Below are 25,618 nucleotides of genomic sequence, written 5' to 3'. Positions count from 1 at the left end.
TCGCGCCATTGGAACCCCCGGCAAGCATTGTTGCCGGCGTTCCTTCATTCTGGACATAGGATGGGAGCGCAAAAGACGCAACCGAAGAAAGCGGGCTGGCCCGCTCTCTTCGCGCCGATGGATGGAAATAAGCCCGATCATCCAAAATGCTGTCGCGCTTTTGCGACAGCGGAATGCAAAAACCGGAGGACTGCCCGGGAGGCAGGACAATCGCATATGAGCTGAAATCGTTACCGCCACCCCTTCTCCCCTCGGGAGAAGGTGCCATCAGGCGGATGAGGGGGTGCCTGCCAGGAGTACGAAAACTCGTGAATTCAAATCAGTCAGCCCCCTCATCCGACCCTTCGGGCCACCTTCTCCCCGAGGGGAGAAGGAGTTTCCGAAGATGATCCCACCATATGCGATTGTGGGGGGCAGCGATGAGCCTTAGTCGCTGATGCGCTCGACCACGGCGCCGCAGCGCGTCAGCTTGTCTTCCAGCCGCTCGAAGCCGCGATCGAGGTGATAGATGCGCGACACCACCGTCTCGCCCTCGGCCGCAAGGCCGGCGATGACGAGCGAGACGGAGGCGCGAAGGTCGGTCGCCATCACGGGCGCGCCCTTCAGCTTCTCGACGCCCTCGATGCGGGCGGTCTGCCCGGAAAGCGAAATCTTCGCGCCGAGGCGGGCGAGCTCCTGCACATGCATGAAACGGTTTTCGAAGATGGTCTCGGTGATATGCGATACACCCGACGAGCGGGTCATCAGCGCCATGAACTGCGCCTGCAGGTCCGTCGGGAAGCCGGGGAACGGATCGGTGACGACATCGACCGGCTGGATGCCGCCGCCATTGCGCATGACGCGGATGCCGTTATTGGTCGGAGAAACCGTGGCGCCGGCGCGGCGCAGGCTTTCGAGAGCGTTGTCGAGCAGCGCGACATTGGTATTCTCAAGCGTGACGTCGCCGCCGGCCATGGCAACGGCCATGGCATAGGTGCCGGTCTCGATACGGTCGGGCAGCACGCGGTGGCGCGCGCCTGACAGTGAGGTGACGCCCTCGATGGTGATCGTGCTGGTGCCGGCGCCGGAAATCTTGGCGCCCATGGCGATCAGGCAATTGGCGAGATCGACGATTTCTGGCTCGCGGGCCGCATTGCCGATGACGGTGGTGCCGCGGGCAAGCGTGGCCGCCATCATCATCACATGCGTCGCACCAACGGAAACCTTCGGGAAGTCATAGCGCGCGCCGATGAGGCCGCCCTTCGGTGCGGTGGCATTGATATAGCCGCCGTCGATTTCCATGGTGGCGCCGAGCGCCTGCAAGCCCTCAATGAAGAGATCGACCGGGCGTGTGCCAATGGCGCAGCCGCCGGGCAGCGACACGCGCGCCTGGCCCTCGCGGGCGAGCAGCGGCCCGATGACCCAGAAGCTCGCGCGCATCTTGGCGACGAGCTCATAGGGCGCGGTCGTATCGACGATGGTGCGGCAGGTGAAATGGATGGTGCGGGAATAGCCGTCTTCTTGGCGCTCGCGCCGGCCATTGACGGCGACATCGACGCCGTGATTGCCGAGGATGCGCATCAAAAGCTCGACATCGGCGAGATGCGGCACGTTTTCGAGGGTCAGGGTATCGCTTGTCAGCAGCGAGGCGATCATCAGCGGCAGGGCGGCATTCTTGGCGCCGGAGATCGGAATGATACCGTTGAGCTCATTGCCGCCGACAATCCTGATACGATCCATATAAGCAATACGGGCGAGGCCCGCCTTTCCTGATAGTTCCGGGCGCCAATGTCAGCGCCAGGTTTCGTGCACCTGGTAAAAGGCGCTCTTTAGACGAAATAGATTAACGCATCAATTCGATTGATGATGGGCGACATCAATCATTGCGATTCGTCCCTTTTTGCGGCGGTTTCAGCACTATCCCCAGGCTTTGCGCCCGGCAGCCCATCCGTCTCGTCGGCCTGGCCGGCACGCCGCGCCCTGACCTGCTGCTTGCGCCGCGCCAGATTCTCCCGCAGCTTCTGCGCAGCACGCTCGCGCCGACGGTCCGCCTCCGTGACCTGCCTGGCATCCGCCCGCGCGACCGCCTCGCCGCCGACCCCGCTGGGGGCCGAACCGCCCTGCAAAGCCTGCCCTTCATCGATTTTCGTCTTGTCCGCAGCCATGGTTTTCCCATAGCCGAAAACCCTGGCCTTCAAAAGACCGACACATTTTTTCCAACGAACTTTCACAGAACTTGCAATTTGCGGCTTGCACTCCGCCCCGACCTATGGCAATAGCCGCCTCGCCCAATACGGCGCACTCAATCGCGCCACGGAATGCTGCTATAGCTCAGGGGTAGAGCACTCCCTTGGTAAGGGAGAGGCCGAGAGTTCAAATCTCTCTAGCAGCACCAGTTTTCCTTGGGAATTGTTCAATTTAGAAGTAGATCGTGCCGAACGAGAGCTTTTACACAGCGCGAAAGCTTCAGGCATGCTTCAAATTTTATTTATCAAATTACACAACCGTCACTTGACTAGTGCCATTATGGTGACAGATTAAATCTGCATTAACTATAAGCGGCAATATTCCCATAAAGAGCGGCCGTTTTGAGCTAGGGTGAAATGTGGCTTTCGGAGATAAATATGAGCACCACCTTCAACAGCCCTAAGTATGCGATTGCAACGCCAGCGATATTTACGAAGCAAAAAGTGACTGTGCTGGAAATGGTTCCTGGGACCCAAATGGGCGGAACTCGCTCCATTCCCGCTGGTATTGGGACAGCAATTCCGAGCCGCAGGACCAAGAACGAACCGGGGCAAGAGCTGCCTGTAGATCACACAACCACTGATAGAGATACTGTCAGGGTGCCTCTGTATGGCTCCACCGTACGCTAAGTTGCTCTTCCCGTATAACGGGTTCAAACAAGCTCTGATGACCTACCACTACTAGCCTCTTCCTGACGTCGAAAATGCTAGACAGTTTCATTGACTCGACAGATGCAAGCCTCAAATCATTTGTGACTGCAGTTCCCAAAGGAATAGCTGGAATAGGCACAGGTCCTGCAGGTACGGGCTGTGGAGCAGGGCTGTTCGCAAACAACTGCCCAACAGGATCGTAGATTTCATTATTTTTAAATTCGATTTCGTAGTCGAGATAAAGATTCCAAATAAGTTCTTCCAACTCCGGCGCGGGATGCTCTGCAACTTGAAGCCCCAGATCTTTCGCTTCTTTCCTGTTAATGGGATGCCCATGGAAATAAAGCTTGGACGCGAGAGTCTCTATAATCTCATCAATCTTATGTTTGCTTGTCTCCTCAGACATATGTGTTAAAAGAATTTTACGCGCGATCATTCGACTTTGGGAAATAAATCGCTCCACGTTTCCGATGGCTAATGGATGAACTTTGTCTGACAGTATCTCCACAGCCTTAATCAGTTCGTCTTCGTGTCGAATCCCAACGGTATCTTTTACGAAAGAAATATAAGCTTTAACATCTTCAACGCTAATGCCGATGCGCTGATTAGTTTGTGGATCTATCGGATTGTATCCATTCGTAACCGTAGGATCGATCGGACCCATTTCAGCAAACGGATGCATGACAATTTCATCCGCCCCCAGCGCAAGCATGGTTGCCGCGCTATAAGCCCTGTACGGCAGAATTACTCCAACCGTCTCTGCATACTCTCTTAAAAGTGAAATTATCCTCCACGGAACCGTCCCATCTCCACCATTGCTGCAAATAAATAGATCAATCTTTTTTATTGGCCGCTCTGGCAGGAGACGAAGATGGTCGAAAAAGATCCTGACCGCATCCTGAGAAATATTCGCTCCTAGATTAGAACGTACGCTGGTCAAATAACAAATTACCTTAGAACCGCGAAGACGCTCGATCTGATCAATAATTGCAAGCCGGTCCTGATATGCCACTTACTTCTCCTAGAGTAGGTCATCTCGATTCTTTCTGACATCTTATAGTGGCAACAGACAATAAATCCACCATTGATGAAATAAGGGCAATAACAATGCAAAAATAACTGTTAGGAACGATGTCTGACGTCTGCGCACCATCATCTAAGTATAGAAAACCGCTATCAACGGATTGGCCTCGCCCCTCCCCAATTCCGCCGCAACCTCCCGTTCAAACCCTCCTCCCATCACATCCATCCTGGTCCAGGAGAAAAGCCTCAATGTCGAAACTACGCGTCGCCCTTCTGTTTGGCGGTCAGTCCACCGAGCATGAGGTTTCCGTCATGTCGGCCCGCAATGTCGTCAAGGCGATCGATGGCGCAAGATATGAGATCGTGCCGATCCTCATTAATCGCGGCGGGCGTTGGTTGCTTGTGGAGGAGAAGGGGCGCCGCGTTGCCGAAGCCGATTGCTAAGCTGGAGCGTAAAATTGCTCGTTACCTGAACTTGGCGTTTGCGCCATAATACACCAATCAGATTCGTTGTGGCCGAGGATAGAATTCGATCATGATTGGCGGAGGACTTCGAGCGATTTTTGAGACGACGGCTCCGCAAAAGGGAGAACTGCTTTCGGTTGTCCGGCAAAATCGATCCAACAACCTGATCGTCTATTTCAATTCCTACGGCGTGGAAAACCGCCCCGGCAAACAGCCCGGCAGGCCGTTCGGAACAAGGTTCCAGAATTATCGAAAAGTCATCCGTTACGATGCGCATGCCATCTGGTTCGTGGAAGAGAAGGGTTCCTGGTATCTTGAGCATCAGGACCGCATCCTCGACGTCCTCATGCGCTACATCGTCGAACATGACATTACGGCGATCAAAATGATTGGCTCCAGCGCCGGCGGATACGCGGCGATCAGAATGGGGTTGCTGCTCGATCGACGGCTTAAGCATGGCGGCAGCAACGCCACGATCCTCTCTTTCGCGGTCAATCCCCAAACCGGCTTTCGGCCTGAATTGTTCGCCCGCATCGAAAGGGCGACGCTGGAAAGCCGCTGGCAAGGTGCGCGACTTGGACAGGATCCCATCGTGCTCGCAAAGGACTATATTGACACCTACGCACCCATGCAGATCGATCTCGTCGAGCTTGCGCGGAACTACCAACCGCGAAACGTCGGCATCGTCCTGATGTACGATAATCTTAATCCGATCGAGACCACCTTCTGTGGCGACCTCGCAGATATTGATTTCATTCTGCACTTCCCCGTGCCGCTTGGTCTAAACCACTTCGATGGCGCAACGAAAATCCTCCTCAACGAATTGTGGCCGGTCTTCGATCAGGCTCTGCCTTTCCCCAAATTGGACAATGCAGATGGGGAGCTGCGCGCCCTGGCATGATACGAACTCCGGCACGTACAAATCTGTTCTTGTGACAGCACACCTCATCCCTCCCCAATTCCGCTGCAATCCCCCGTTTAAACCCTTCTCCCATCACATCCTTCTTGGCCCGGGAGAAAAGCCTCAATGCCGAAACTACGCGTCGCCGTTCTGTTTGGCGGTCAGTCCACCGAGCATGAGGTTTCCGTCATGTCGGCCCGCAATGTCGTCAAGGCGATCGATGGCGGCAGATATGAGATCGTGCCGATCCTGATCGATCGCGGCGGGCGCTGGCTGCTGGTGGAGGAAAAGGGCGGCGCGCTGGCGGAGCCGATTGCCTATGAGGGCACGGAGGTGTGCCTGGTTCCGGGCGGCAAGGGCCGGCTGATGGCGCTGGAAGGGTCTGGCGCACGTGAGCTGCCTGCGGTCGATGTGCTGTTTCCGGTGCTGCATGGGCTGAACGGCGAGGATGGCTCTATTCAGGGCCTTGCCCAGATCGTCGGCCTGCCTCTCGTCGGCTGCGGCATTCTGGGCTCGGCCAATGCGATCGACAAGGATATGGCAAAACGCCTGCTGCGCGAGGCCGGCCTGCCGGTGGCGCGCTCCCTAACGCTGACGCGCGGCGACAAGCCTGTTTTCGATGAGATCGCGGCGACGCTCGGCTCGCCCGTCTTCGTCAAGCCGACGCGCCAGGGCTCGTCGGTCGGCGTCAGCAAGGTGCAGGATGCCAAAGCGTTCGAGAACGCGCTGGCCGAGGCCTTCCGGCATGACCGCAAGGTGCTGGTGGAAGAATTCGTGCGCGCCCGAGAGATCGAGTGCGCCGTGCTGGAAGAGCCTGACGGCTCGCTCTTCGTCTCCGTACCGGGCGAGATCGCGACATCAGCAACCCACGGCTTCTATTCCTACGAGGCGAAATATATCGATCAGAACGGCGCAGTCGTCACCGTGCCGGCGGATATTGCGGCTGAGACGGCGGAGGGGTTGAAGCGCATGGCGGCGGATGGCTTTCGCGCGCTCGGATGCGAAGGGCTGGCGCGCGTCGATTTCTTTCTGCGGCCGGATGGCAGTGTCGTCATCAACGAGATCAACACCATGCCCGGCTTCACCAATATCAGCATGTATCCTAAGGCCATGGATGCCTCGGGCATTTCCTATCCGGAGCTCGTCAGCCGGCTGATCGAGCACGGGTTTGCCCGGGCGCGGCAGGTGTAACCCAGAGGGGCGGCAAGCCTCGATGCCGCCTGCCGTCAGACCTTTTCGGTCTTCTTGGTCTTCACCTTCGGCTCGGCGGGCGCATCCGGCGTCGGCGCGAGCAGCTTTCTGAGCGAGGCGATCTTATCCTTCACCAGCGGGCGGAAGCGGCTGGCGCGATAGGGCATGTCGGCCGCGCCATAGCCTTCCGGGCCGTCATCATTGCCACGATGGATTTCCTCCAGCTTCACGCCGATGAAGGTGCCGTCGACATAATGCGTGTATTCGCCAACCCAGCGGATGGTGTAGATCGTTCCCTTGCGGATCAGCTGATCGATGCTGACATGCTTGAACGTATCGTCGATGCAGACGACCTTCTGGCCCACATGGAAATCGTAGCTCACCCTGCCCTCCTTGAGGCGACGAAACATTATGGCTTCTGCCGCTAGGGCAGGAACATGGCCAGATATCGGCAAACCCGGTGCGCTTCACTCTCCAGAACAAATCATCCGGCGAGTCAAGTTCATCTGCCGCTGAGAAAGGCTGCGTCCGTCGCCGGCGGCCGGCCGAACAATTTGCGGTATTCGCGCGTGAACTGCGTCTGGCTGTCATAGCCGACCTCAAATCCGATCTCCCGTGCATTGCCCTCGCGAAGAAGCAGTCGGCGACGCGCTTCCTGCAGCCGGATGAGCGCCCGATATTGCAACGGCGTCATCAATGTCACGGCCTTGAAATGCCGATGCAGCGATGTCTGGCTCATTCCCGCCATATCAGCCAGCTTGCCGATGCTCATGGCCTCGGCGAAATGGCCCTTGATCCAGTCGGTGACGCGGCCGATCTGCGCCAGATTCGTTCCGTGGGTAGCAAGCTGCCGCAGCATAGGCCCGAGTTCACCGCGCAGCAGCCGGTAATAGAGTTCAAGTTTGGCAAGCCTTGCCATCATGTCGATATCGTCAGGTGTATCCAGGCAGGAGACAAGGCGCAATGCGGCGCTCACGATCTCCGGCGTCTGCTGCGACACCGCAATTCCGGCGTGATCGCGAGGCTCCACCACATGGGCCACCGGAGCCTCCGCAAGGAGCTTTGCGATTTCCTCCCTCTCCAGCTCGAAGGAAAGCGCCTGGTGCGGGCTGGCAGGATCGGCCTGCTCGATCCGCGCAGACACCGGCAGATTGACCGTCGCGATGAAATATTGCGAGGAATCGATGCTGAAAACCCGCTCTCCGAGCCGGATCGTCTTCGTCCCCTGCAATACCATGCAGATTCTCGGACTGTAGACGGTATCCGTCGGCAGCGTCGGCTGCTCAACTCTATAAAGCGTCAGCCCCTGTACTTCGGTTGCCTGCTTCGGAACGGCGGCGTGGCGGCTGATCAGCTCTCGCAGCTGTGTCGACGGGTCCATAAATCCGGCTTTCGATGATGGCGGCATTTCCTACACATGATATCGCCAACAGGCAAAATTGGAAGGATCGTATGAAACTCTGGTCCTCCTGCCCTAACGCCTGGGCATCAGTCGCCCCTAGATTTGCTCAAGGCGATCCTTCGACAGAAGGCTGCCAAAACATGCAAACAAAGGAGCAGACCATGAGCGACACACCCGTATGGTTTATCACCGGATCCTCCGCCGGCCTTGGATATGAACTTGCAAAATCCGTACTCGAGCGGGGCTGGCGGGCCGTCGTAACGGCAAGGCAGCCTGAGAAACTGGAAACCCTTGTCGCGGAACACGAAGGACGCGCTTTGGCGCTGCGCCTCGATGTCAGCGACATCTCCACGATCCGCGCGGCCGTGGCCGCTTCCATCGCCGCTTTTGGCAGGATCGACGTGCTCGTCAACAATGCAGGCTATGGCTATCTCGCCGCCATCGAGGAAGGTGACGATGAGGGCGTGCGCAAACAGTTCGAAACCAATCTGTTCGGCCTGATCAATGTTACCAAGGAAGTATTGCCCGGGATGCGCGCCCGCAGAAAGGGCCATATCGTCAATATCTCTTCATTGGGCGGCCTGGTCGCATTCGCGGCCACAGGCTATTATCACGCGACGAAGTTTGCCGTGGAAGCGATCTCGGAATCCCTGTCCTATGAGGTTGCGCCACTTGGCTTGAAGGTGACGATTGTCGAGCCGGGCGCGTTTCGCACCAATTGGGCCGGAAGCTCGATGGTCGAGTCTCCGATCCGGATCGAGGATTATGACGACACCGCCGGAAAGCGCCGCCAGTCCACGAAGGCATCCTCCGGCAATCAGCCGGGCGATCCCTCGCGTGCCGCGGCCGCCATCATAAAGGCGGTCGAAGCCGAGGCGCCGCCGCTTCGATTGCTGCTGGGTGCTCCGGCACTCGATATCGCCTACAAGCGCCTCGAAGCGCTGAAAGCGAATTTCGATGCCTGGAAGGATGTTACGCTGAGCGCCGACTTTCCTGACTTGCGGAAGGACTGACTTTCTCGCAGGCGCGAGCCGTCGTTAGCGACACTCGGTTAGGCGCCTGCGAGAACACGATGATTGTCACGGTCCCGATCAATGAAACGATGACAAAGCAAGCGTTGACAAGGCCCCTGGAAGGCTGAAGATTGCGCTTCGTTCAAGCAGCCGTAAGGCCTTGCTTCCATATCCCATACCCGCAAGGCTCGTTGAGTTCATGCCCACCCTCCGCCTCATTGCCGACGACTTGACCGGCGCACTCGATACCGCCGTCGAATTCGTCGGCGTCTACGGGCCGATCGACGTGGAGCGCAGCGATGCGCTTTCCGAGAACCTGCCGGATTGTCTCGCGATCGACAGCGGTACCCGCGAGAAGACGGCCGCCGAAGCAGAAGTGATCGTCGGCGGCATCGCGCCGTTGCTGCAGGGCGCCGATCTCGCCTTCAAGAAGGTGGACAGCCTGTTTCGCGGCCCGTGGGCGGTGGAGCTTGCCGCCTGCTTCCGGCTCGGCCATTGGCGGCACTGCATCCTCGCGCCGGCATTCCCGCATCACGGGCGGCACACGCGGGGCGGACGACAGGTGCTTTATGCCGGTAAGGACGCCTGGCGCGACATTAGCGGCGATATAACAGCGCATTTGCGCGCCGAGGGTTTGCCGGCCTTCAACACACCGCTTAATGGGCTCGAAGGCCAGTCCATCCCGGATGGCATCCATGTTTTCGATGCGCATACGGACGAGGATCTCGATGCCATCATTGCATGGGTCTCATCTGAGCTGGAAGGATCCGTCCTTTGGAGCGGCACCGGCGGCCTTGCCCGCGCTCTCTCTCGCAATATCGAGCTGGCAACTCACCATCTGCTCCGCGCCAAAAATGACAAAGGCGAACACCATCCGGCGCCATCAGTCCCTATTTCGCGCAGGCTGCAACGGCCGGTGCTCGGCCTGTTCGGCTCGGATCAGCCGATCACGCTGGCGCAGCTCCAGGCCTGTGGCCCCAATTGGCTGAAGCTTGGCGAAGGCGCTGATGCCGATACTATCGATCATCAAATCCGGCAAAGCGGCGTCGCCATGGTCAGCCTCGACCTGCCGACGGGGCTTGAACGCGATGATGCTGCAAGGCGGATAGCGGCGAGCTTCGGCGGCATGGTCAAGGCACTGCCCGCCCCAGGGACATTGATCGTCGCGGGCGGCGAGACCCTGCGCAATCTCTGTTCGGCGCTCGATGTGTCAGCCCTCAGCATCACCGGCCAGGCAGCACCCGGCCTGCCGCGCTCGACGATCGTCGGCGGTTCCTGGGAAGGCACGACGGTCATCTCGAAATCAGGCGCATTCGGCGGCCCCACCCTATGGCGCGATCTCTTGAGTGAAAACGGGCTGATTGCCGGAGGAGAAGAACCATGACGCGGCATCTTGCAATCACCATGGGCGACCCCGCCGGTATCGGCCCGGAAATCATCGTCAAGGCTGCCGCCCGCTTGAAGGGCAGGCTCGACGAAGGTAAGTTAAAACTAACCATTATCGGCAGCGGCCCTGCCCTGCGGCTTGCCGAAAAACAGCTTGGCCTCGATATCGAGATTCCAGAGACTGAGATGGAGGGCGACTGGCCGAATCTCTGCTTCATCCAGGCCGATACTGAGGGAGAGCCGATCCTGCCGGGCCGGCTTTCCGCCGATGGCGGCCGCATGGCCTTCAAGGCGATCGAAAAGGGCGTTCAGCTGGCGCTGTCAGGCAAGGTCGGCGGCATCGTCACCGCACCACTGAACAAGGAAGCGCTGAACAAGGCCGGCTTCCATTATGCCGGCCATACCGAACTTTTGGCCGAGCTCACCGGCGCGCGCGGCTCCGTGATGATGCTCGCCCATGGCAATATGCGCGTCAGCCACGTCACCACCCATGTCGCGCTGGAAGACGTGCCGAAGCGGCTAAAGCCCGAGCGGCTGCGGCTCGTCATCGACCTCACCGACAAGGCGCTCAGAAATCTCGGCATCGCCAGCCCGAAGATCGCGGTGGCGGCGCTCAACCCGCATGCCGGCGAAGGCGGCCTCTTCGGCCGGCAGGATATCGATATCTCCACGCCCACCATTGCCAAGGCGGTGTCCGACGGGCTCGATATCGTCGGTCCCGTTCCCGGCGATACGGTTTTCGTCAAGCTGCGCGCCGGCCAGTATGACGCGGTCATCGCCATGTATCATGATCAGGGGCATATACCGGTCAAGCTGCTCGGTTTCGAGATCGATCCGGTAACGGGAAAATGGATGGATCTTTCCGGCGTCAACATCACCCTCGGCCTGCCGATCGTGCGCACCTCCGTCGACCACGGCACCGCCTTCGACATTGCCGGCAAGGGCATTGCCAATGAGCGCAGCCTGATAGAGGCGATCGAATTCGCGGAGAGGTTGGCAGGCGGTTGATAGGTCCTTCAAGAAGGCTCATGTGCCTCGCCAAGGAGGAGATCGATCCGCTCGGCGAGTAACGCAAGGAAGGCCTTTGTCCGGGCGGCCGGTCGCGGTCCAGGCGGATAGATGGCATGGACACTCACTCGCCTGAACTCGTAGGAAGGAAGTACGGGCACCAACTTGCCATCGGCGATCTCCCGGCCGCAGACAAATGTGAACAGAGCGCCTATTCCCCTTTCCGCCAATACCGCCTCCATAAGGGGCCGCCAGTGGTTGACGCGCCACGCGGTGCGGATGGGCACCTCCACCGGGCCGCCGTCGGGACCGGTCAGATGCAGCCGCTCATCCGCCGCGAAGCCTGGGAAACGAATGAAGGGGTGGGCTGCCAACTCTGCCGGTTCGCGCGGCAACCCATGCCGCTCGATATAGCCGGAAGCGGCCAGCATGAGTCGCTGCATAGTCCCCAGTCGGCGGGCGATGAAATTGCCGCTGCCAACCTCACCGATGCGGATGGAGAGATCCACGCCTTCGGTCATCGGATCGACGAAGCGATCGTTCAGGATCACATCGATGGCCAAAGCTGGATGCCGCGTCTGAAATTCGATGAGCAGCCTCGGTAATGTCATCTCTCCAAGCCCATGCGGCGCGGCGATCCGGAACGTTCCGGTCAGCGATGTCTCGGCCGAGGCGACGGAAGCCTCAGCCTCTTCGGCTGCTTCGATCGCGCGCTTGGCATAATCATAGAAGCGCGCACCGGCATCGGTCGCCTGCACAGAACGCGTCGTGCGGTAAAGGAGCCGCGCCCCCAGATGCTTCTCCAGCTTTTCGACACGCTCGCTGACGGTGGGCTGGCCAAGGCCAAGATCGCGCGCGGCGGCCGAAAGGCTGCCGCGTTCCACGACGCGGGTAAAGATGCGCATGGCGGAAAGCATATCCATGACCACATCTTATCGTCTTTTACGATAAATGACATCGCTATTCGCTTTCTTCCCGAGCATATGCCGATCGACGATCTTCCGGCCGGTCAACAACCCAATCGGAGAACCAGTCTTGCAGACCAGCACCATTCAAACGGGCAATCCGCAGCCTCAATCGTTCCAAGGTCAGAACATCGTCATCATCGGCGGCTCCTCGGGGATCGGCTTGGCAACGGCCAGACAGGCCAAGGAAGCCGGCGCGAATCTCTTTCTGCTATCCCGCAACCCTGAGCGTCTTCGGGAAGCCGCCGGGGCGATCGGTGGCGCAGTCCAGATCGTCTCTGATATTGCCGCCCCGCAGCCGGCGATGTTTGTGGGGATCGAAAGAATCGACCATCTGCTGATCACGGCGGGGACCGTGCACCTGCAGTCGCTGAAGGATCAGTCCGAGGCTGATCTCTCGAAGGTCATGAACGAACGGCTGATCGGGCCCTTACTCGCCATCAAGGCTGCTCTTCCCCTGCTGCATCCTGCAAGCTCGATCACCATGACCTCCGGGCAGTTAGCCTCCCGTCCCGCCGCCATCGGTGCGGTCGTGGCGGCCGCCGTTTCCGCGGTCGAAAGCACGGTTCGCGCCCTCGCCATTGAATTGTCGCCAATGCGCATCAACGCGGTTTCGCCGGGATGGGTGGATACCCCGCTGCTCGATGGCCTGATGGGCGAGGCCAAGCGGCAGGTGCTCGAACAGACCGCCTCGACCCTGCCGAGCCGCAATATCGGCCGGCCGGAAGATATCGCGCAGGCGATCCTCTTCCTGATGGCCAACCGCTTTGTGACGGGAGAGATCTTGCATATCGATGGTGGCGGCCGCTTGGTCTAGCCGCTCGACTGTCGGCACGAACTCGAAAAATTCCGCAATCCTGTCGGCTTTGCCGCTCCTCTTTCGTCCTTGGGGTATCCAACGAGAGAGGAGCACCCGATGTCCAAGATTGCCCCATGCCTGTGGTTTGCGCGCGAAGCCGAGGAGGCAGCGAATTTCTATGTTTCGCTCTTCCCCGATTCCCGGATCGATCACGTACAGAAGAACATTGTCGACATGCCCTCCGGCAAGCCCGATGAGGTTCTGGTCGTTACTTTCACGCTCGCCGGTCAGCCCTTCATGGCACTGAACGGCGGCGACCGCATCGAATATAATCATGCGATCTCGCTGGAGGTGGATTGCGCCGACCAGGCTGAGGTCGACCGCCTTTGGGATGGCCTTGTCGATGGCGGCGCGCCGGTGGAATGCGGTTGGGTTACGGATCGCTACGGCGTCTACTGGCAGGTCGTGCCGGCGGTGCTCCGCAAATATATCGCCGATCCGGATCCGGCCAAGGCCGCTCGCGTCATGCGAGCCTGGATGGGCATGGTCAAGCTCGACATTGCCGGGCTCGAAGCCGCCTATCGCGACTGAGCGACTGTTCTGGGGATCGCGTCACGAGCGAGCTCCGCCGAAGATGTTCTGAAATTCGCTGCAATTTCAGCGGTTCAGACCAATGCCTGCGCCCGTAAGACTTGCGGCGGATCGATGCTTGGAATACCGTCCATATAGGCTCGCTACAGGCGGGTTTCTCGACACCATGTCAAGCAATTGGACTGCCGCGGCCGTTCAGGTGCGACCCGGCAGGAAACGGTCGATTTCATGCAGCATCAACGAGACCGCATCGATCTCACCGGACGTGATTACACGGCGATCTACGCGCTCAGCGACATCCATGGCTGTTATGATGAGATGATGGAGGCCGAAAGGCGCATCATCGCGGATGCGCGCACCCTTCCCGGCCGAAAGCTTCTGCTGTTTCTCGGCGATTATGTCGATCGCGGCCCACGTTCCAGCGATGTCCTGGCGCATCTTAGCGCGCCGCCGCCTAAAGGCTTTGATCGCTATGCGCTTTGCGGCAATCATGACGACGTGTTCCTGCGCTTTCTGGACGATCCCGATACCAACATCCATTGGCTGGAGTTCGGTGCCCTGCCGACGCTCGCATCCTACGGCATCGACGCCAGACATATGCTCTTCGACCTAGGCTACAGCGTCGCGGAGCTGCGCGACATGACGCTTAAGGCAATGCCGGCAGCGCATGTCGACCTGCTGCGTTCGCTAACTATAGCTGTCACTTACGGCTCGATACTCTTCGTCCATGCCGGCATCATACCCGGCCTTCCTCTCAGTGAGCAGACGGATGAAGATCTGATGTGGATTCGTGAGCCGTTCCTGTCGGGCGGACCGCAATTGCCGCTGCTGGTGGTCCACGGCCACACACCAGGTTCGCATCCCGTTTTTGGTCTCAGCCGCATCGGTATCGATACGGCCGTTTCGATGGGCGGAACTCTGACGATCCTCAAGATCGCCGAAGGTAAACAGACGATCCTGCCATCGATCTGAACGGTTCAAACAAATATCCCGGCTCGAAGCCGGGATATTTGTTTCTTTCAGGTGCCTTACTCCGCCGCCACGGCCGGCGGCAGCTGGACCGTATTCCGCTCCTCCTCATCGGCCTGCTCCTTGGCCGGCGGTTCGACCGACTTGCTCTTGGGCTCGCGGCCGAAGAACAGGGCGTAGCCGGCAGGCAGGACGAAGATCGTCAGCACGGTCGCGACCAGAATGCCGCCCATCATGGCATAGGCGAGCGGGCCCCAGAAGACGCCGCGCGAGATCGGGATCAGCGCCAGCACGGCCGTCAGCGCCGTCAGCATGATCGGGCGGAAACGACGCACGGCCGAGCCGATGATCGCCTCCTTCCTATCCATCCCGGCCGCGATATCCTGGTCAATCTGGTCGACGAGGATGATCGAGTTGCGGATGATGATGCCGAGCAGAGCGATGACGCCGAGGATCGCGACGAAGCCGAAGGGTGCACCGCTGATGAGCAGAGCCCCTGCTGCACCGATAATGCCGAGCGGACCGGTCGCCAGCACCAGCATTGCCTTGCCGAAGTGCTGCAGTTGCGCCATCAACAGCACGACGATGATGACGAGCATGATCGGCGCCTTGGCGGCGATCGAGGCCTGGCTCTCGGCGCTGTCCTCGGCGCCGCCCTGGATCTCGATCTTGTAGCCGGCCGGCAGGCTGCTCCTCAGATCAGCCATATCGTTGTAGAGCTTGGCCGTCACGTCGTTCGACTGCACGTTATCAGGCAAGGTTGCCCGCACTGAGATGGTCGGCAGACGATCGCGGCGCCATTCGATGCTCTGCTCCATGACGGGCACGATCTTGGCGACTTGCGACAACGGCACGAACCCGCCCGAGTCGGTCGGGATATAGACGGAGTTGACCGAGGTCAGCAGATGACGGCTTGCCTCCGGCTCGCGGGCAACGATCCCTACGGTTTCCTCACCCTCGCGATAATTGTCGAGCGTGAAGCCGGACATCGAGGCCTGCAGCATCTGGCGGATGCGCTGCGAGGTAACGCCGAGAGCGCGGGCGCGATCCTGATCGATTACCAGCTTCATCGCCGGCACCGGCTCGAGCCAGTCGTCATGGATGGCGCCGAGCAGCGGATTCTGGGTGAAGCGCTGCTTCACCTGGTCGGCAATCCGGCGAACCTCCTGCCGGTCAGGACCCATGACGCGCAGCTGCACGGGCCAGCCGGTGGGCGGGCCGAGGAACAGGCGGTCGACCTTGCCGCGGACGGAGGGGAAATCCGCCGCCAGGATGCCGCGCATCTTGGCAATCAGCCGCTCGCGTGCCGGCTCGTCCTTGGCCATGACAAGCATCTGGGCATAGTTCGGATTGGTGAGCTGCTGATCGAGCGGCAGGAAGAAGCGCGGCGCACCCTGCCCGACATAGGTGGCGATGAAGCGCTTGTCCGGATCATCGGCCATGCGGGCTTCCAGCGCTTGAGCCTGGCGCTCGACCTCCTTGATGCTGGTGCCCTCAGGCAGCCAGAGATCGACCAGGATTTCCGGACGCGACGACTGGGGAAAGAAGTTCTGCGGAATGAACTGGAAGGACCAAAGGCTGCCGACAAAGGCGGCAAGCGTCAGCAGCAGAACGATGACACGATGGCGTACGGCCCAGGCGACCGAGGAGTGCAGACGGCGATAGAAGCGCGTATCGAATACATCATGATGCTCGCCGGCATGGTGGCGCTGCTTGAGGATCATGTAGCCAAGCCATGGTGTGAAATAGACGGCCACGAACCAGGAAACGACGAGCGCGATGCCAACGACGTAGAAGAGCGTGCGGACATATTCGCCGGCCGTCGATGCAGCAAAGCCCACGGGGATAAAGCCGGCTGTCGTAATCAGCGTGCCCGTCAGCATCGGGAAGGCAGTCGAGGAATAGGCGAAGCTGGCGGCATCGAGCTTGACGAGCCCCTCTTCCAGTTTGCGCTCCATGAGCTCGACCACGATCATGGCGTCGTCGACCAGCAGGCCGAGCGCAATGATGAGCGCGCCGAGCGAAATGCGCTGCAGGTCGATGCCGAACTCGTACATGATGGCGAAGGTGGCGGCCAGCACCAGCGGAATGGCGATTGCGATCACCAGGCCGGAACGCCAGCCGATCGACAGGAACGAGACGATCAGCACGATGACGAGAGCTTCGCCCAGCGCATGCATGAACTCGCTGATCGCGTCGGTGACGACATCAGGCTGGTTGGCGATCTGATCGACCTGAACGCCGACCGGCAGCGAGGCTTCGAAGCGCTTATAGGTTTCCTCAACCGACTTACCAACATCGGTCACCTTGAAGCCTGGAGCCATGACGACGCCGAGCTGAACACTCGGATGGCCATTGTAGAGAAACTTGGCCGTATAGGGATCCTGCAGACCGGCGGTGACGGTAGCGATATCGCCGAGACGAGTCACCTGGCCGCCGGCGTTGAGCCGCAGGTTCTTGATATCCTCGATCTTGTTGACGTCACCCTCGACCGAGATGCGTACCGAGCGCGTGCTCGTATCGACATTGCCGGCCGGATCGACATTGTTCTGGCCGACAACGGCGTTCTTCAGATCGTTGAGCGTCAGCCCGCGCTCGGCCAGAACCTTGGAGGAGACGTCGATATAAATCTGCTCCGCCTGATCGCCGATGATGGTGGCCTTCTCGACGCCAGGCGTCGAAAGCAGCATGTCACGGGCTTGGATGGCGAATTTCTTCAGCTCCGGATAGGTGTAGCCGTCGCCGCTGATCGAATGCAGCGTAATGAAGGTATCGCCGAATTCATCGTTGAAATAGGGACCGAGCAGGCCGGACGGCAGCTCGTTGCCGATATCGCCGACCTTCTTGCGGATCTGGTAGAAGGCGTCCTTCACCTCGGCGGTGTTGGTGTCGCCCTTGATCTGGATGGTGGTGATGGCAAAACCGGCGCGGGTGTAGGATTTGACCCAATCGAGATGCGGCGTTTCCTGCAGCTTGCGCTCGATCTTGTTGACCACCTGGTCTTCCATGTCCTGCAGGGAGGCGCCGGGCCAGACGGTCTGCACGACCATGACGCGGAAGGTGAAATCCGGATCTTCCTTCTGACCCATATGGGTCAGGCCGAGTGCGCCAGCGATGATGATGAGCCCGAACAGGAACCGCGCGATGCTTGGATGGGCGATCGCCCAGCGCGACAGGTTGAAACGCTTCCTCTCGCCGGAGGTGCTGTTGATGGACATGACGTCGTCCCCCTCTATCCGGATCAGCGTACGATATCCGCCGAAGCGGCTTTGGTGTCTGCGGAGGCTTGCTGAGCACCGGCGCTCGGAAGCTTGACCTTCATGTTTTCGCTCATGAACTGGGTGCCGGCTGCAACGACGACATCACCGGTCTTGAGGCCATCGGCCACGCGCACGCCGTCATCGGAAAAGTCCGCGACCTTGATGGTCCGGGAATGCACGGTGCCGGCACTGCGGTCGACAAGCCAGACGATCTGCTGCCCGTCCCTCTGCGCAAGCGCGCTCAGCGGAATGGAAACATAGGGCTGCGTATTGTCGGCAAGCGCCTCGATCGTCGCGGTCATGCCAAGCAGAACGCGCGGATCGTTCGGCACGCTCACACGCACCGCGAAGGTGCGCGACTGATCGGCACTCCCGGACACTTCCCGCACCTTTCCATCCAGCACGAGCGCCGCGTCGGACCAGAAGCGCGCCTTGACGTCCTTGCCGACCTTGAACTGGGCGATGTCCATTTCCGGGACAGCGACCTGCACTTCCTTCTCGCCATCGACGGCAACTGTGATGACGGGTGTGCCGGAACTGACCACCTGGCCGACATCGGCATTGATTGCGGTCACGATACCATTCATGTCGGAGGTCAGGTCAGCATAGGCGACCTGATTCTTCGCCTCGGTCAATGCCGACACCGCGGAATCGCGCGTCGAAACGGCCTGCTCATAGGAAAGCTCCGCCTGCTCGAGCTGCGACTTCGAGGTGACATTCTTGTTAAAGAGCGTCTGTGCACGCGTGCGGGCAAGCTCGGTCGTCTGTACCTGCTTTTCGGCCGCATCCAGATCGGCCTGCGAGCGGCGCACGGCGAGGATATAGTCGGTGGCATCTATGCGGGCGATCACATCGCCGGGTTTTACTCTCTGGCCGATATCCACCTTGCGCTCGATGATCTTGCCGTTGACACGAAAGCCGAGATTCATTTCCGTCCGCGCGCGAACGGCGCCGGAATAGTCGAGCTTGCGTGTCGTATCAGCCTGGGCGATTTCGACGACCTTGACCGGCCGGATCACCTCCGCCGTCTCCTCTTTCTTCTCATTGCAGCCGGAAAGCCCGAGCCCCAAGGCTGCAAGTAGAACCGCACCGGCAGCGGCCCGTAGAGTGTTGGTCGTCAGCGAAACCATGTCGCTCTCCTAAAATCGAACAAAAAGTGGAAACACGCCGGCCATCCGGTGCGCGCATTGCTATTTCTTCAAAGCCCTGATGACGAATGCGATGATATCTTCGGGATCCGCCTGGTAGGATTTGGCAAGGCACTGGGCCACCATTTGCGGATGACAGAGATCGACGGTCGTCGCAGCGAAGCATTTGGCGGCAAGATGCGGGTCCTGTTCGGCGAATTCACCGGCAGCAATCCCCTCCGCGATGATTTCGGCGACCAGCGCCTGCGTACGCTCGATATGCTTTTCGATGACATGCCAGTCGCGCTCGATGGCGACGATGACCATCTCGTGAACCTTCTGCTCATCCAGCATGGTCTCCAATATCATCTTGTACTGAGATAGCGCGTAAGCCCGTAGCCGCTCGGTCGCGCTGATCGGCTGATTACGGATACCAAGAGCCATCTGATAGCTCTGGCCGAGCATGCGCCCGCAAAGAGCCTGGTGGATTTCCGTCTTAGAGCCGAAGAACCGGTAGATATTTGCCGTCGACATGCCGAGATCCCGGGCGATATCGGCGACGTTCGTCTTGCTGTAGCCATAGTGGCGAAACAGCTTTTCGGCGGCATCGAGAATGCGCGTGATGTTTTCCTGGCGGGCAGGATCGGCGCTAACGTCGGAAAGATCGAGCATAAGCAGGCCTGATGGTTTACGAGTGACGATTTTCAATTTTCGTCACTCGTAAACCATCAGAGCGCCGATGTCAATGAAGCCGACCACAACTTGGGCGGCTTTTAGATGCTATTCAATAAACCGAGAATGCGCCGAACTACTTGAAGCAACAGTTAAACGATCGACAACAGCCTCGCGGGGCGAAGCCGAAAGTGTCCGAAATTTTATCGCGGCACGGCCGCTGCGTTGTCAGGCGCTCAAGAGTGTCGGATGAAAACGTCGAAGGCTGAAAAAGCCGACGAAGACGATGACCAGCAAAAGCGCGACCTGCGCCGCGAGAATCGGCGGCTCGTTTCCGGTGGGCGCCAGCGCATTGAGCGCCGGTATCTTCTGGAACGATTGAATGATGAGCACCAGACAGTTGAAGAACAACAACACGAGCGCGCCGATCACGAAAACGGCACGCCATATGCCGGCAAGGTGGAATGTGTAGCGCGCCAGCGCCGTCGGAATGAAGATCAGCAGACAGATAATGCCGACGATGATCGCCGGCGTCACGCCATGAAACGGGAACAGAAAACCCGTCAAGCTGGTGAGAGCCGTCGTCAGCATGTAGACGAGCGTCGAACGATTATGACGGTCGGCGGTGAGAAAGCCGTAGGCTACCACGATGCCGCTGATGATGGCGACCAAGCTGATGACGACGTGAATCAAGAGAATTCCAGACATTCGCCCCTCCAAGTGAGCATTGCATTTCGATGGAAATGACAGCCCAATGCCCCGAATGCGGAATATATACGAAACGCGCCGCGCCAGCCAGCGCGACGCGAAGGCCTTAGAGGCCGCTTAGGCGGCGTGAACTTCCAGAGAGATCGGAACGGAGGCAAGCGCCTTGGAAACCGGGCAGCCGGCTTTCGCCTTATTGGCAAGCTCGGTGAAGGTCGCTTCATCGGCGCCGGGCACCTTGCCGGTCAGCGTCAGGTGGATTGCGGTGATGGCGAAGCCGCCTTCGACGCTTTCAAGCGTCACCTTGGCCGTCGTCTCCATGCTTTCGGCGGTGAAACCGGCTTCATTGAGGATCAGCGACAGGGCCATGGTGAAGCAGCCGGCATGCGCCGCGCCGATCAGCTCTTCCGGATTGGTGCCGGCAACGCCTTCGAAGCGGCTGGCAAAACCGTAAGGATAGTGATTGAGCGCGCCGCTCTGCGTCGAGATCTGACCCTTGCCGTCCTTCAAGCCACCGGACCATTGAGCCGAACCTGTGCGATTGATCTGCATGTCGTCCTCCTTGTCGTTGAATGAATTCGGGAGCGGAACCGCCTCCCGTTGATGATCGACGGCAAGCGGCTTGACCGCCTGCATCGTCACCATAGTCCTTCTATCCGCCCAAGACGACGCCGCCGTAACAGCAGCGAGGCCGATTTCGAAAAGCATGGGACGAGGGATTGTTCCCGGATAGCCTCATCGAAGCCTTTTTAAATCATCATACAAGCATATTGCCAATGTATGATGATTGCCATATCATCGCGTTCACATGGTCGCGAAGCGCGATAAGGCATCGCCCGCATGGAAGCCCCTCTCGTCGAAAGAGAAGGTGTTCGGGAAAACATGCGAAACGGTGTGGAGGAGATAGGGTGGAATCGCTCGAAAGACAGGGGCACGACTCATCGGCTCAGCCCGGGCGTCGTCCGCGCGTGCGCAGAAACGTGACGGCGGCGATCGCCGAAGACATCTGCGCCGAACGCTATCCTTCCGGCTCGACCCTGCCGCGCGAAAACGATCTCTGCGAAATATACGGCGTCAGCCGCACGGTCATCCGCGAATCCCTCAAGGTGCTGGAGTCCAAGGGGCTCGTGCGTGGCAAGCCGCGCATCGGCACCACCGTTTGCGACAAGGACGATTGGAACATTCTTGACCAGGACGTGCTGGCATGGATGGGTCCCTATATCGCCGATTTCGATATTCTCGGCTCCATTCTCGAAGCGCGCCGCACCATAGAGCCCGCCGCTGCAGAATATGCGGCCGAGCGCGCCACGGCCCGCGAAATTGCCGACCTGGAGAGTGCATGGCAGCAGATGCGCGACAGCGGCGATGATCCGGAAGGCTTTACCGAAGCCGACGTGACCTTCCACAGCGTACTTCTGAGCGCCAGTCACAACCAGGTGTTCCGGCGCCTCTCCAGCGCCATGCATGCCGGCCTGAAATATGCTCTGCACGCCTCCAACGTCGCCGCCGATAGCCGCGACGAAGCGATTGCCGTTCACGGCGAACTTGTCGAGGCACTGCGCCTGCGCGACCGCGATGCCGCACGTGCCTGTGCCCATCGCATGCTCGATCTTGCCGCCCGCGATCTCGCTGTCGAACGACGGCTGGACGAAGGCCGGATAACCAATCTCGAAACCCGGAGATCTGCGGCCTCGCGCCGCTGACACAACCCAAAGCCAAACGGAATTATTCCCATGAAAATCACCAAGCTGACGACCTATATCGTTCCCCCGCGCTGGCTGTTCCTGAAGATCGAGACCGATGAAGGCATCGTCGGCTGGGGTGAGCCCGTGGTCGAGGGCCGTGCGCTGACCGTACAGGCCGCCGTGCACGAACTGGAAGACTATCTGATCGGCAAAGACCCCTTCCTGATCGAGGATCACTGGACCGTCATGTACCGCGCCGGTTTCTACCGCGGCGGCGCCGTTCACATGTCGGCGCTGGCCGGCATCGACCAGGCTCTCTGGGACATCAAGGGTAAGGCGCTGGGTCAGCCGATCCATTCGCTGCTCGGCGGTCAGGTGCGTGACAAGATCAAAGTCTATTCCTGGATCGGCGGCGACCGCCCCTCCGACGTCGCCAACAATGCCAAGGATGTGGTTGCCCGCGGCTTCAAGGCGATCAAGCTCAACGGCTGCGAGGAAATGCAGATCGTCGATACCTATGACAAAGTGGAGAAGGCCGTTGAGACCATCGCCACCATCCGCGAGGCAATCGGCCCCTATATCGGCATCGGCGTCGATTTCCACGGCCGCGTCCATCGTCCGATGGCCAAGGTGCTTGCCAAGGAGCTGGAACCCTATAAGCTGCTGTTCATCGAAGAGCCGGTGCTGTCGGAAAACCGCGAGGCGCTGAAGGAAATCGCCAATCATTGCTCGACGCCGATCGCCTTGGGTGAGCGTCTCTATTCGCGCTGGGACTTCAAGTCGGTCCTGTCTGACGGTTATGTCGACATTCTTCAGCCCGATCTCTCCCACGCAGGCGGCATCACCGAATGCCGCAAGATCGCGGCCATGGCCGAAGCCTATGACGTGGCCCTCGCCCCGCATTGCCCGCTCGGCCCGATCGCGCTTGCCGCCTGCCTGCAGGTCGACGCCGTCAGCTACAATGCCTTCATCCAGGAACAGAGCCTCGGCATCCACTACAACAAGGGCAACGACATCCTCGACTACATCTCCAACAAGGAAGTGTTCCAATATGCCGACGGCTTCGTTTCGATCCCGCAAGGTCCCGGCCTCGGCATCGAAGTCGACGAAGCCTATGTCATCGAGCGTGCCAAGGAAGGCCATCGCTGGCGCAACCCCGTCTGGCGCCATGAAGATGGCAGTGTCGCTGAGTGGTAAGACCACGCTCGTCACCTGACGGACGAGAAACCGCATATCTCCAATGATGAAAGGCCCGATGGCAGCAGATCTGCGCTATCGGGCCTTTTCTTTAGACGGTGCTCTCTTAATCCGGCACCTTCCCCTTTGCCGCGTGGCGGCGAATATCGCTGCACATCCCGTGTGCCGTTCTCCCAAAAAAAGTTGCGCCTGCAGTATCGGCGCAGATACTGCAGGCGCGTCATGCGTCTCAACAAGCCCCCAGGGAGACGCATTACCGGAGCATGATCACCAAAGGCGTGGAGTGCCCTTTAGCTCTGACCATGCTCAAGCAGGCAATTTCAAACTACTCCCGCTCGCCGGTGAAGTTCAGCAGCAGCTGGAAGATGTTGACGAAGTTCAGGTAGAGCGACAGGGCACCGAAGACGGCGAGCTTCTGCTGCGATTCCTGATCGTAGTTTTCGGCATACTGCTCCTTGATGTTCTGCGTATCCCAGGCGGTCAGGCCGACGAAGACGACGATACCGATGATCGAGATGGCGAACTGCAGTGCGCTCGAACCCAGAAAGATATTGACGATGCTGGCGATGATGACACCGAACAGACCCATCATCAGGAACGAGCCGATGTTCGAGAGATCACGCTTCGTCGTATAGCCGTAGAGGCTGGTCGCGCCGAACATGGTCGCGGCGATGAAGAAGGTACGCGCGATGCTCGTGCCGGTGAAAACCAGGAAGACGGAGGCCAGCGACAGGCCCATGACGGCACAGAAGGCCCAGAACATCATCTGCGCCGTGCTGGCCGACATCGACTGGATGCGGAACGAGAAGAAGAACACGAAGGCAAGCGGCGCCAGCATGACGACCCACTTCAGCGGGCTCTGGAAGATCGGCACATAGAGCGCCGGCGTCGTGCCGACGATCAGCGCGACGATACCCGTCACGACAAGGCCGATACCCATGTAGTTGTAGACGCGCAGCATGTGCCGGCGCAGCCCCTCGTCGAAGAGCGCCTGAGAGCCGGCGGCGGCTCCGTAGCCGTATCGCGGATTGGTCGGGTTCATGGTCGTTCTCCTTTAATCCAAACTAGTAGAGGCTGCGGGCAAGCTTTTCGGCATCGCCGTCAAGTTGACCGGCCTTGCCGTTGCCGATCAGCGCATAGGCGACTTCCCCGATCTGCCAATAGGCAGCCTGGACATCGTCACGCTTGATGTGACTGACATCCTGCACGGCGAAATTGCCCGGACGGACGGCAAACAGTGACAAATGTCCGTCTTCGCCGGCATCGACCATCATTTCGACGCTCGGACCGAATTCGGACGGATAGATTTGCGCATCGGTGACACGCCAGTCGCCCGGCAGCTGCGGCAAAATGATTGCCGTCGATGCGCGGATTTCATCCGGATTGTAATTTGCAGCCGCCGACTGCGGCTTGATTTCTTCGCGCACGGCCGTGGTCTTGTAGGCGCGCACCGCATCGTCGACGAAGGCTGGCGGCCGTGTCGACGCGCTGACCTCGCTCGCCGTAAAGGCGCCGAAGGACGTATGCGCAACCCAGCCGGTCGTGACCAGCACGGCAACGGCCGCAACACGCTGGAAAGAACCCAGCATACGGCCGCAGACCAGCCCGCGCTCCAGCCGCCGTGCGGCCTCACGCGTTTCCACCCGAACCACATGGCCTTCTCCGGCCAGGGCCATGCGCAGCTCACCGCGGATGCTCATATCGGCCATTACCTTGGCGGCGATCTCCGGATGCTCCGAGAGATAGGATTCCACCTCGACACGGCGCGCAAGCGTCAGTTCGCCGTCGACATAGGCGTCGAGATCGGTATCGATGATCGGATCAACGATTTTCATTGCCGCCTCCCTCGATAAGCCTGAGATGTGAAACCTTGGAGGTCGCCTCCTCGAAATTGCGCAGGCTCGCCCTTGCCCGGGCAATGCGGGACATCAGCGTGCCCACGGGAATGCCAAGCGCTGAAGCCGCCTCCTGATAGGAGAGATCCTCGATCGCGACGAGATGCAGCGCCTCACGCTGCTCTTCGGGCAGGCTGAAGAAGGCTTCGCGGACCTGGTTCAGGCGAACCGTGTGATCCTGCGATGCCGGCAATGCCGTTTCGAGGTCGGCCGCAGCCTCCTCGTGACGGCGGTTCAACGACTTCTTCTGGCGCAGGCGGTCGATATGCACATTGTGCAGGATCGATAGCAGCCAGGTGCGCAGATTGCCGTCGCGCCTGAAAGAAGCCTTGCGCTCATAGGCCTTGACCAGCGCGTCGTGCACCAGATCCTCGGCCTCGTCCGCATTGCGCACGAGCGAGCGGGCATAACGTCTCAGCGAACCGAGCTGCCCTAAAACATCGAATGTGCGTCCTTTGCGTTCCATACACCTATATACGGAAGCACTC

Annotated in this window: 25 protein-coding genes and 1 tRNA gene; 12 read left to right on the top strand and 14 right to left on the bottom strand. The window is 59.6% G+C overall.

Annotation, left to right across the window (positions count from 1 at the left end; genetic code table 11):
- Window positions 1-426: 426 nt before the first annotated feature.
- Window positions 427-1,719, bottom strand: a complete 1,293-nt coding sequence (gene murA / locus JJQ51_RS31755; protein WP_269245781.1) for a UDP-N-acetylglucosamine 1-carboxyvinyltransferase — start codon at window positions 1,717-1,719, stop codon at window positions 427-429.
- Between the two features lie 140 nt (window positions 1,720-1,859).
- Window positions 1,860-2,144, bottom strand: coding sequence for a hypothetical protein (locus JJQ51_RS31750; RefSeq protein ID WP_269245780.1), 285 nt, complete (start codon window positions 2,142-2,144; stop codon window positions 1,860-1,862).
- Between the two features lie 155 nt (window positions 2,145-2,299).
- On the opposite strand from JJQ51_RS31750, the gene JJQ51_RS31745 reads away from it, so the two are divergent.
- Window positions 2,300-2,374: transfer RNA gene (locus tag JJQ51_RS31745), tRNA-Thr, on the top strand.
- Between the two features lie 446 nt (window positions 2,375-2,820).
- Here the strand turns inward: JJQ51_RS31745 and JJQ51_RS31740 are convergent.
- The gene (locus JJQ51_RS31740; RefSeq protein WP_269245779.1) at window positions 2,821-3,888 is read right to left on the bottom strand and encodes an SDH family Clp fold serine proteinase; all 1,068 of its coding nucleotides are present in this window, start codon (window positions 3,886-3,888) and stop codon (window positions 2,821-2,823) included.
- Between the two features lie 260 nt (window positions 3,889-4,148).
- Here JJQ51_RS31740 and JJQ51_RS31735 point away from each other — a divergent pair, with 260 nt between their 5' ends.
- The 3 genes from JJQ51_RS31735 to JJQ51_RS31725 all read left to right on the top strand — a co-directional run bounded on the left by JJQ51_RS31735 (window position 4,149) and on the right by JJQ51_RS31725 (window position 6,456).
- Window positions 4,149-4,343: a hypothetical protein gene (locus JJQ51_RS31735; protein WP_331275834.1), complete on the top strand. Its 195-nt coding sequence runs from the start codon at window positions 4,149-4,151 to the stop codon at window positions 4,341-4,343.
- A 367-nt stretch (window positions 4,344-4,710) separates the two neighbouring features.
- Window positions 4,711-5,265: a hypothetical protein gene (locus JJQ51_RS31730; protein WP_269245778.1), complete on the top strand. Its 555-nt coding sequence runs from the start codon at window positions 4,711-4,713 to the stop codon at window positions 5,263-5,265.
- Between the two features lie 126 nt (window positions 5,266-5,391).
- On the top strand, window positions 5,392-6,456 hold the full coding sequence (locus tag JJQ51_RS31725) for a D-alanine--D-alanine ligase family protein (RefSeq protein ID WP_269245777.1): 1,065 nt from the start codon (window positions 5,392-5,394) through the stop codon (window positions 6,454-6,456).
- Window positions 6,457-6,491: 35 nt separating this feature from the next.
- On the opposite strand, the gene JJQ51_RS31720 is transcribed toward JJQ51_RS31725, so the two are convergent.
- Both JJQ51_RS31720 and JJQ51_RS31715 read right to left on the bottom strand, forming a co-directional pair.
- Window positions 6,492-6,839, bottom strand: a complete 348-nt coding sequence (locus tag JJQ51_RS31720; RefSeq protein WP_113332530.1) for a CAP-Gly domain protein — start codon at window positions 6,837-6,839, stop codon at window positions 6,492-6,494.
- Between the two features lie 119 nt (window positions 6,840-6,958).
- Window positions 6,959-7,837 carry an AraC family transcriptional regulator gene (locus JJQ51_RS31715; protein WP_269245776.1) on the bottom strand — a complete coding sequence of 293 codons (879 nt, stop codon included), beginning with the start codon at window positions 7,835-7,837 and terminating at the stop codon, window positions 6,959-6,961.
- A 182-nt stretch (window positions 7,838-8,019) separates the two neighbouring features.
- Here JJQ51_RS31715 and JJQ51_RS31710 point away from each other — a divergent pair, with 182 nt between their 5' ends.
- The 3 genes from JJQ51_RS31710 (at window position 8,020) to pdxA (ending at window position 11,265) form a co-directional block, all read left to right on the top strand.
- Window positions 8,020-8,871, top strand: a complete 852-nt coding sequence (locus JJQ51_RS31710) for an oxidoreductase (RefSeq protein ID WP_269245775.1) — start codon at window positions 8,020-8,022, stop codon at window positions 8,869-8,871.
- A 199-nt stretch (window positions 8,872-9,070) separates the two neighbouring features.
- On the top strand, window positions 9,071-10,255 hold the full coding sequence (locus JJQ51_RS31705) for a four-carbon acid sugar kinase family protein (protein WP_269245774.1): 1,185 nt from the start codon (window positions 9,071-9,073) through the stop codon (window positions 10,253-10,255).
- Window positions 10,252-11,265, top strand: coding sequence for a 4-hydroxythreonine-4-phosphate dehydrogenase PdxA (gene pdxA, locus JJQ51_RS31700; RefSeq protein ID WP_269245773.1), 1,014 nt, complete (start codon window positions 10,252-10,254; stop codon window positions 11,263-11,265). The genes JJQ51_RS31705 and pdxA overlap by 4 nt, the downstream gene beginning before the upstream one ends.
- An 8-nt stretch (window positions 11,266-11,273) precedes the next feature.
- Here the strand turns inward: pdxA and JJQ51_RS31695 are convergent, their stop codons facing one another.
- Window positions 11,274-12,188, bottom strand: coding sequence for a LysR family transcriptional regulator (locus tag JJQ51_RS31695; protein ID WP_269245772.1), 915 nt, complete (start codon window positions 12,186-12,188; stop codon window positions 11,274-11,276).
- 112 nt (window positions 12,189-12,300) lie between these two features.
- On the opposite strand from JJQ51_RS31695, the gene JJQ51_RS31690 reads away from it, so the two are divergent.
- From JJQ51_RS31690 to JJQ51_RS31680, 3 genes are all read left to right on the top strand, one after another.
- A complete protein-coding gene (locus JJQ51_RS31690; RefSeq protein WP_269245771.1) occupies window positions 12,301-13,047 on the top strand; it encodes an SDR family oxidoreductase in 747 nt (248 codons plus the stop codon).
- 99 nt (window positions 13,048-13,146) lie between these two features.
- Window positions 13,147-13,620 (top strand): VOC family protein, encoded by a 474-nt coding sequence (locus tag JJQ51_RS31685; RefSeq protein ID WP_269245770.1) that lies wholly within the window; start codon window positions 13,147-13,149, stop codon window positions 13,618-13,620.
- Window positions 13,621-13,848: 228 nt separating this feature from the next.
- Window positions 13,849-14,592 carry a metallophosphoesterase family protein gene (locus tag JJQ51_RS31680; RefSeq protein ID WP_269245769.1) on the top strand — a complete coding sequence of 248 codons (744 nt, stop codon included), beginning with the start codon at window positions 13,849-13,851 and terminating at the stop codon, window positions 14,590-14,592.
- A gap of 56 nt (window positions 14,593-14,648) precedes the next feature.
- Here JJQ51_RS31680 and JJQ51_RS31675 read toward each other — a convergent pair whose 3' ends face one another.
- The 5 genes from JJQ51_RS31675 to JJQ51_RS31655 all read right to left on the bottom strand — a co-directional run bounded on the left by JJQ51_RS31675 (window position 14,649) and on the right by JJQ51_RS31655 (window position 20,905).
- The gene (locus tag JJQ51_RS31675; protein WP_269245768.1) at window positions 14,649-17,807 is read right to left on the bottom strand and encodes an efflux RND transporter permease subunit; all 3,159 of its coding nucleotides are present in this window, start codon (window positions 17,805-17,807) and stop codon (window positions 14,649-14,651) included.
- A 23-nt stretch (window positions 17,808-17,830) separates the two neighbouring features.
- Window positions 17,831-18,979, bottom strand: coding sequence for an efflux RND transporter periplasmic adaptor subunit (locus tag JJQ51_RS31670; protein WP_113332468.1), 1,149 nt, complete (start codon window positions 18,977-18,979; stop codon window positions 17,831-17,833).
- A gap of 60 nt (window positions 18,980-19,039) precedes the next feature.
- Window positions 19,040-19,648: a TetR family transcriptional regulator gene (locus tag JJQ51_RS31665; protein WP_113389268.1), complete on the bottom strand. Its 609-nt coding sequence runs from the start codon at window positions 19,646-19,648 to the stop codon at window positions 19,040-19,042.
- Window positions 19,649-19,876: 228 nt separating this feature from the next.
- Window positions 19,877-20,356, bottom strand: a complete 480-nt coding sequence (locus tag JJQ51_RS31660; protein WP_113389269.1) for a hypothetical protein — start codon at window positions 20,354-20,356, stop codon at window positions 19,877-19,879.
- A 117-nt stretch (window positions 20,357-20,473) separates the two neighbouring features.
- On the bottom strand, window positions 20,474-20,905 hold the full coding sequence (locus JJQ51_RS31655) for an OsmC family protein (protein ID WP_004117925.1): 432 nt from the start codon (window positions 20,903-20,905) through the stop codon (window positions 20,474-20,476).
- A 356-nt stretch (window positions 20,906-21,261) separates the two neighbouring features.
- Here JJQ51_RS31655 and JJQ51_RS31650 point away from each other — a divergent pair, with 356 nt between their 5' ends.
- The gene (locus JJQ51_RS31650) at window positions 21,262-22,056 is read left to right on the top strand and encodes a FadR/GntR family transcriptional regulator (RefSeq protein ID WP_269245767.1); all 795 of its coding nucleotides are present in this window, start codon (window positions 21,262-21,264) and stop codon (window positions 22,054-22,056) included.
- A gap of 30 nt (window positions 22,057-22,086) precedes the next feature.
- Window positions 22,087-23,235 (top strand): galactonate dehydratase, encoded by a 1,149-nt coding sequence (dgoD, locus tag JJQ51_RS31645; protein ID WP_112722531.1) that lies wholly within the window; start codon window positions 22,087-22,089, stop codon window positions 23,233-23,235.
- A gap of 325 nt (window positions 23,236-23,560) precedes the next feature.
- Here the strand turns inward: dgoD and JJQ51_RS31640 are convergent, their stop codons facing one another.
- From JJQ51_RS31640 to JJQ51_RS31630, 3 genes are read right to left on the bottom strand one after another with little or no spacing between them, the layout of a single operon-like run.
- On the bottom strand, window positions 23,561-24,277 hold the full coding sequence (locus JJQ51_RS31640; protein ID WP_112341769.1) for a Bax inhibitor-1/YccA family protein: 717 nt from the start codon (window positions 24,275-24,277) through the stop codon (window positions 23,561-23,563).
- Window positions 24,278-24,299: 22 nt separating this feature from the next.
- The gene (locus JJQ51_RS31635; protein WP_269245766.1) at window positions 24,300-25,070 is read right to left on the bottom strand and encodes an anti-sigma factor family protein; all 771 of its coding nucleotides are present in this window, start codon (window positions 25,068-25,070) and stop codon (window positions 24,300-24,302) included.
- Entirely contained in the window at window positions 25,057-25,596 is a 540-nt protein-coding gene (locus tag JJQ51_RS31630; protein ID WP_269245765.1) for a sigma-70 family RNA polymerase sigma factor, read from the bottom strand. Before JJQ51_RS31630 ends, JJQ51_RS31635 begins: the two co-directional genes overlap by 14 nt.
- Between the last annotated feature and the right edge of the window lie 22 nt (window positions 25,597-25,618).

Source organism: Rhizobium sp. AG207R (assembly GCF_027109195.1).
GTDB classification, from domain to species: Bacteria; Pseudomonadota; Alphaproteobacteria; order Rhizobiales; family Rhizobiaceae; genus Rhizobium; species Rhizobium dioscoreae.
The sequence above is the reverse complement of the archived record's forward strand: the minus strand, read 5'-3'. Positions and strand labels throughout refer to the sequence as shown.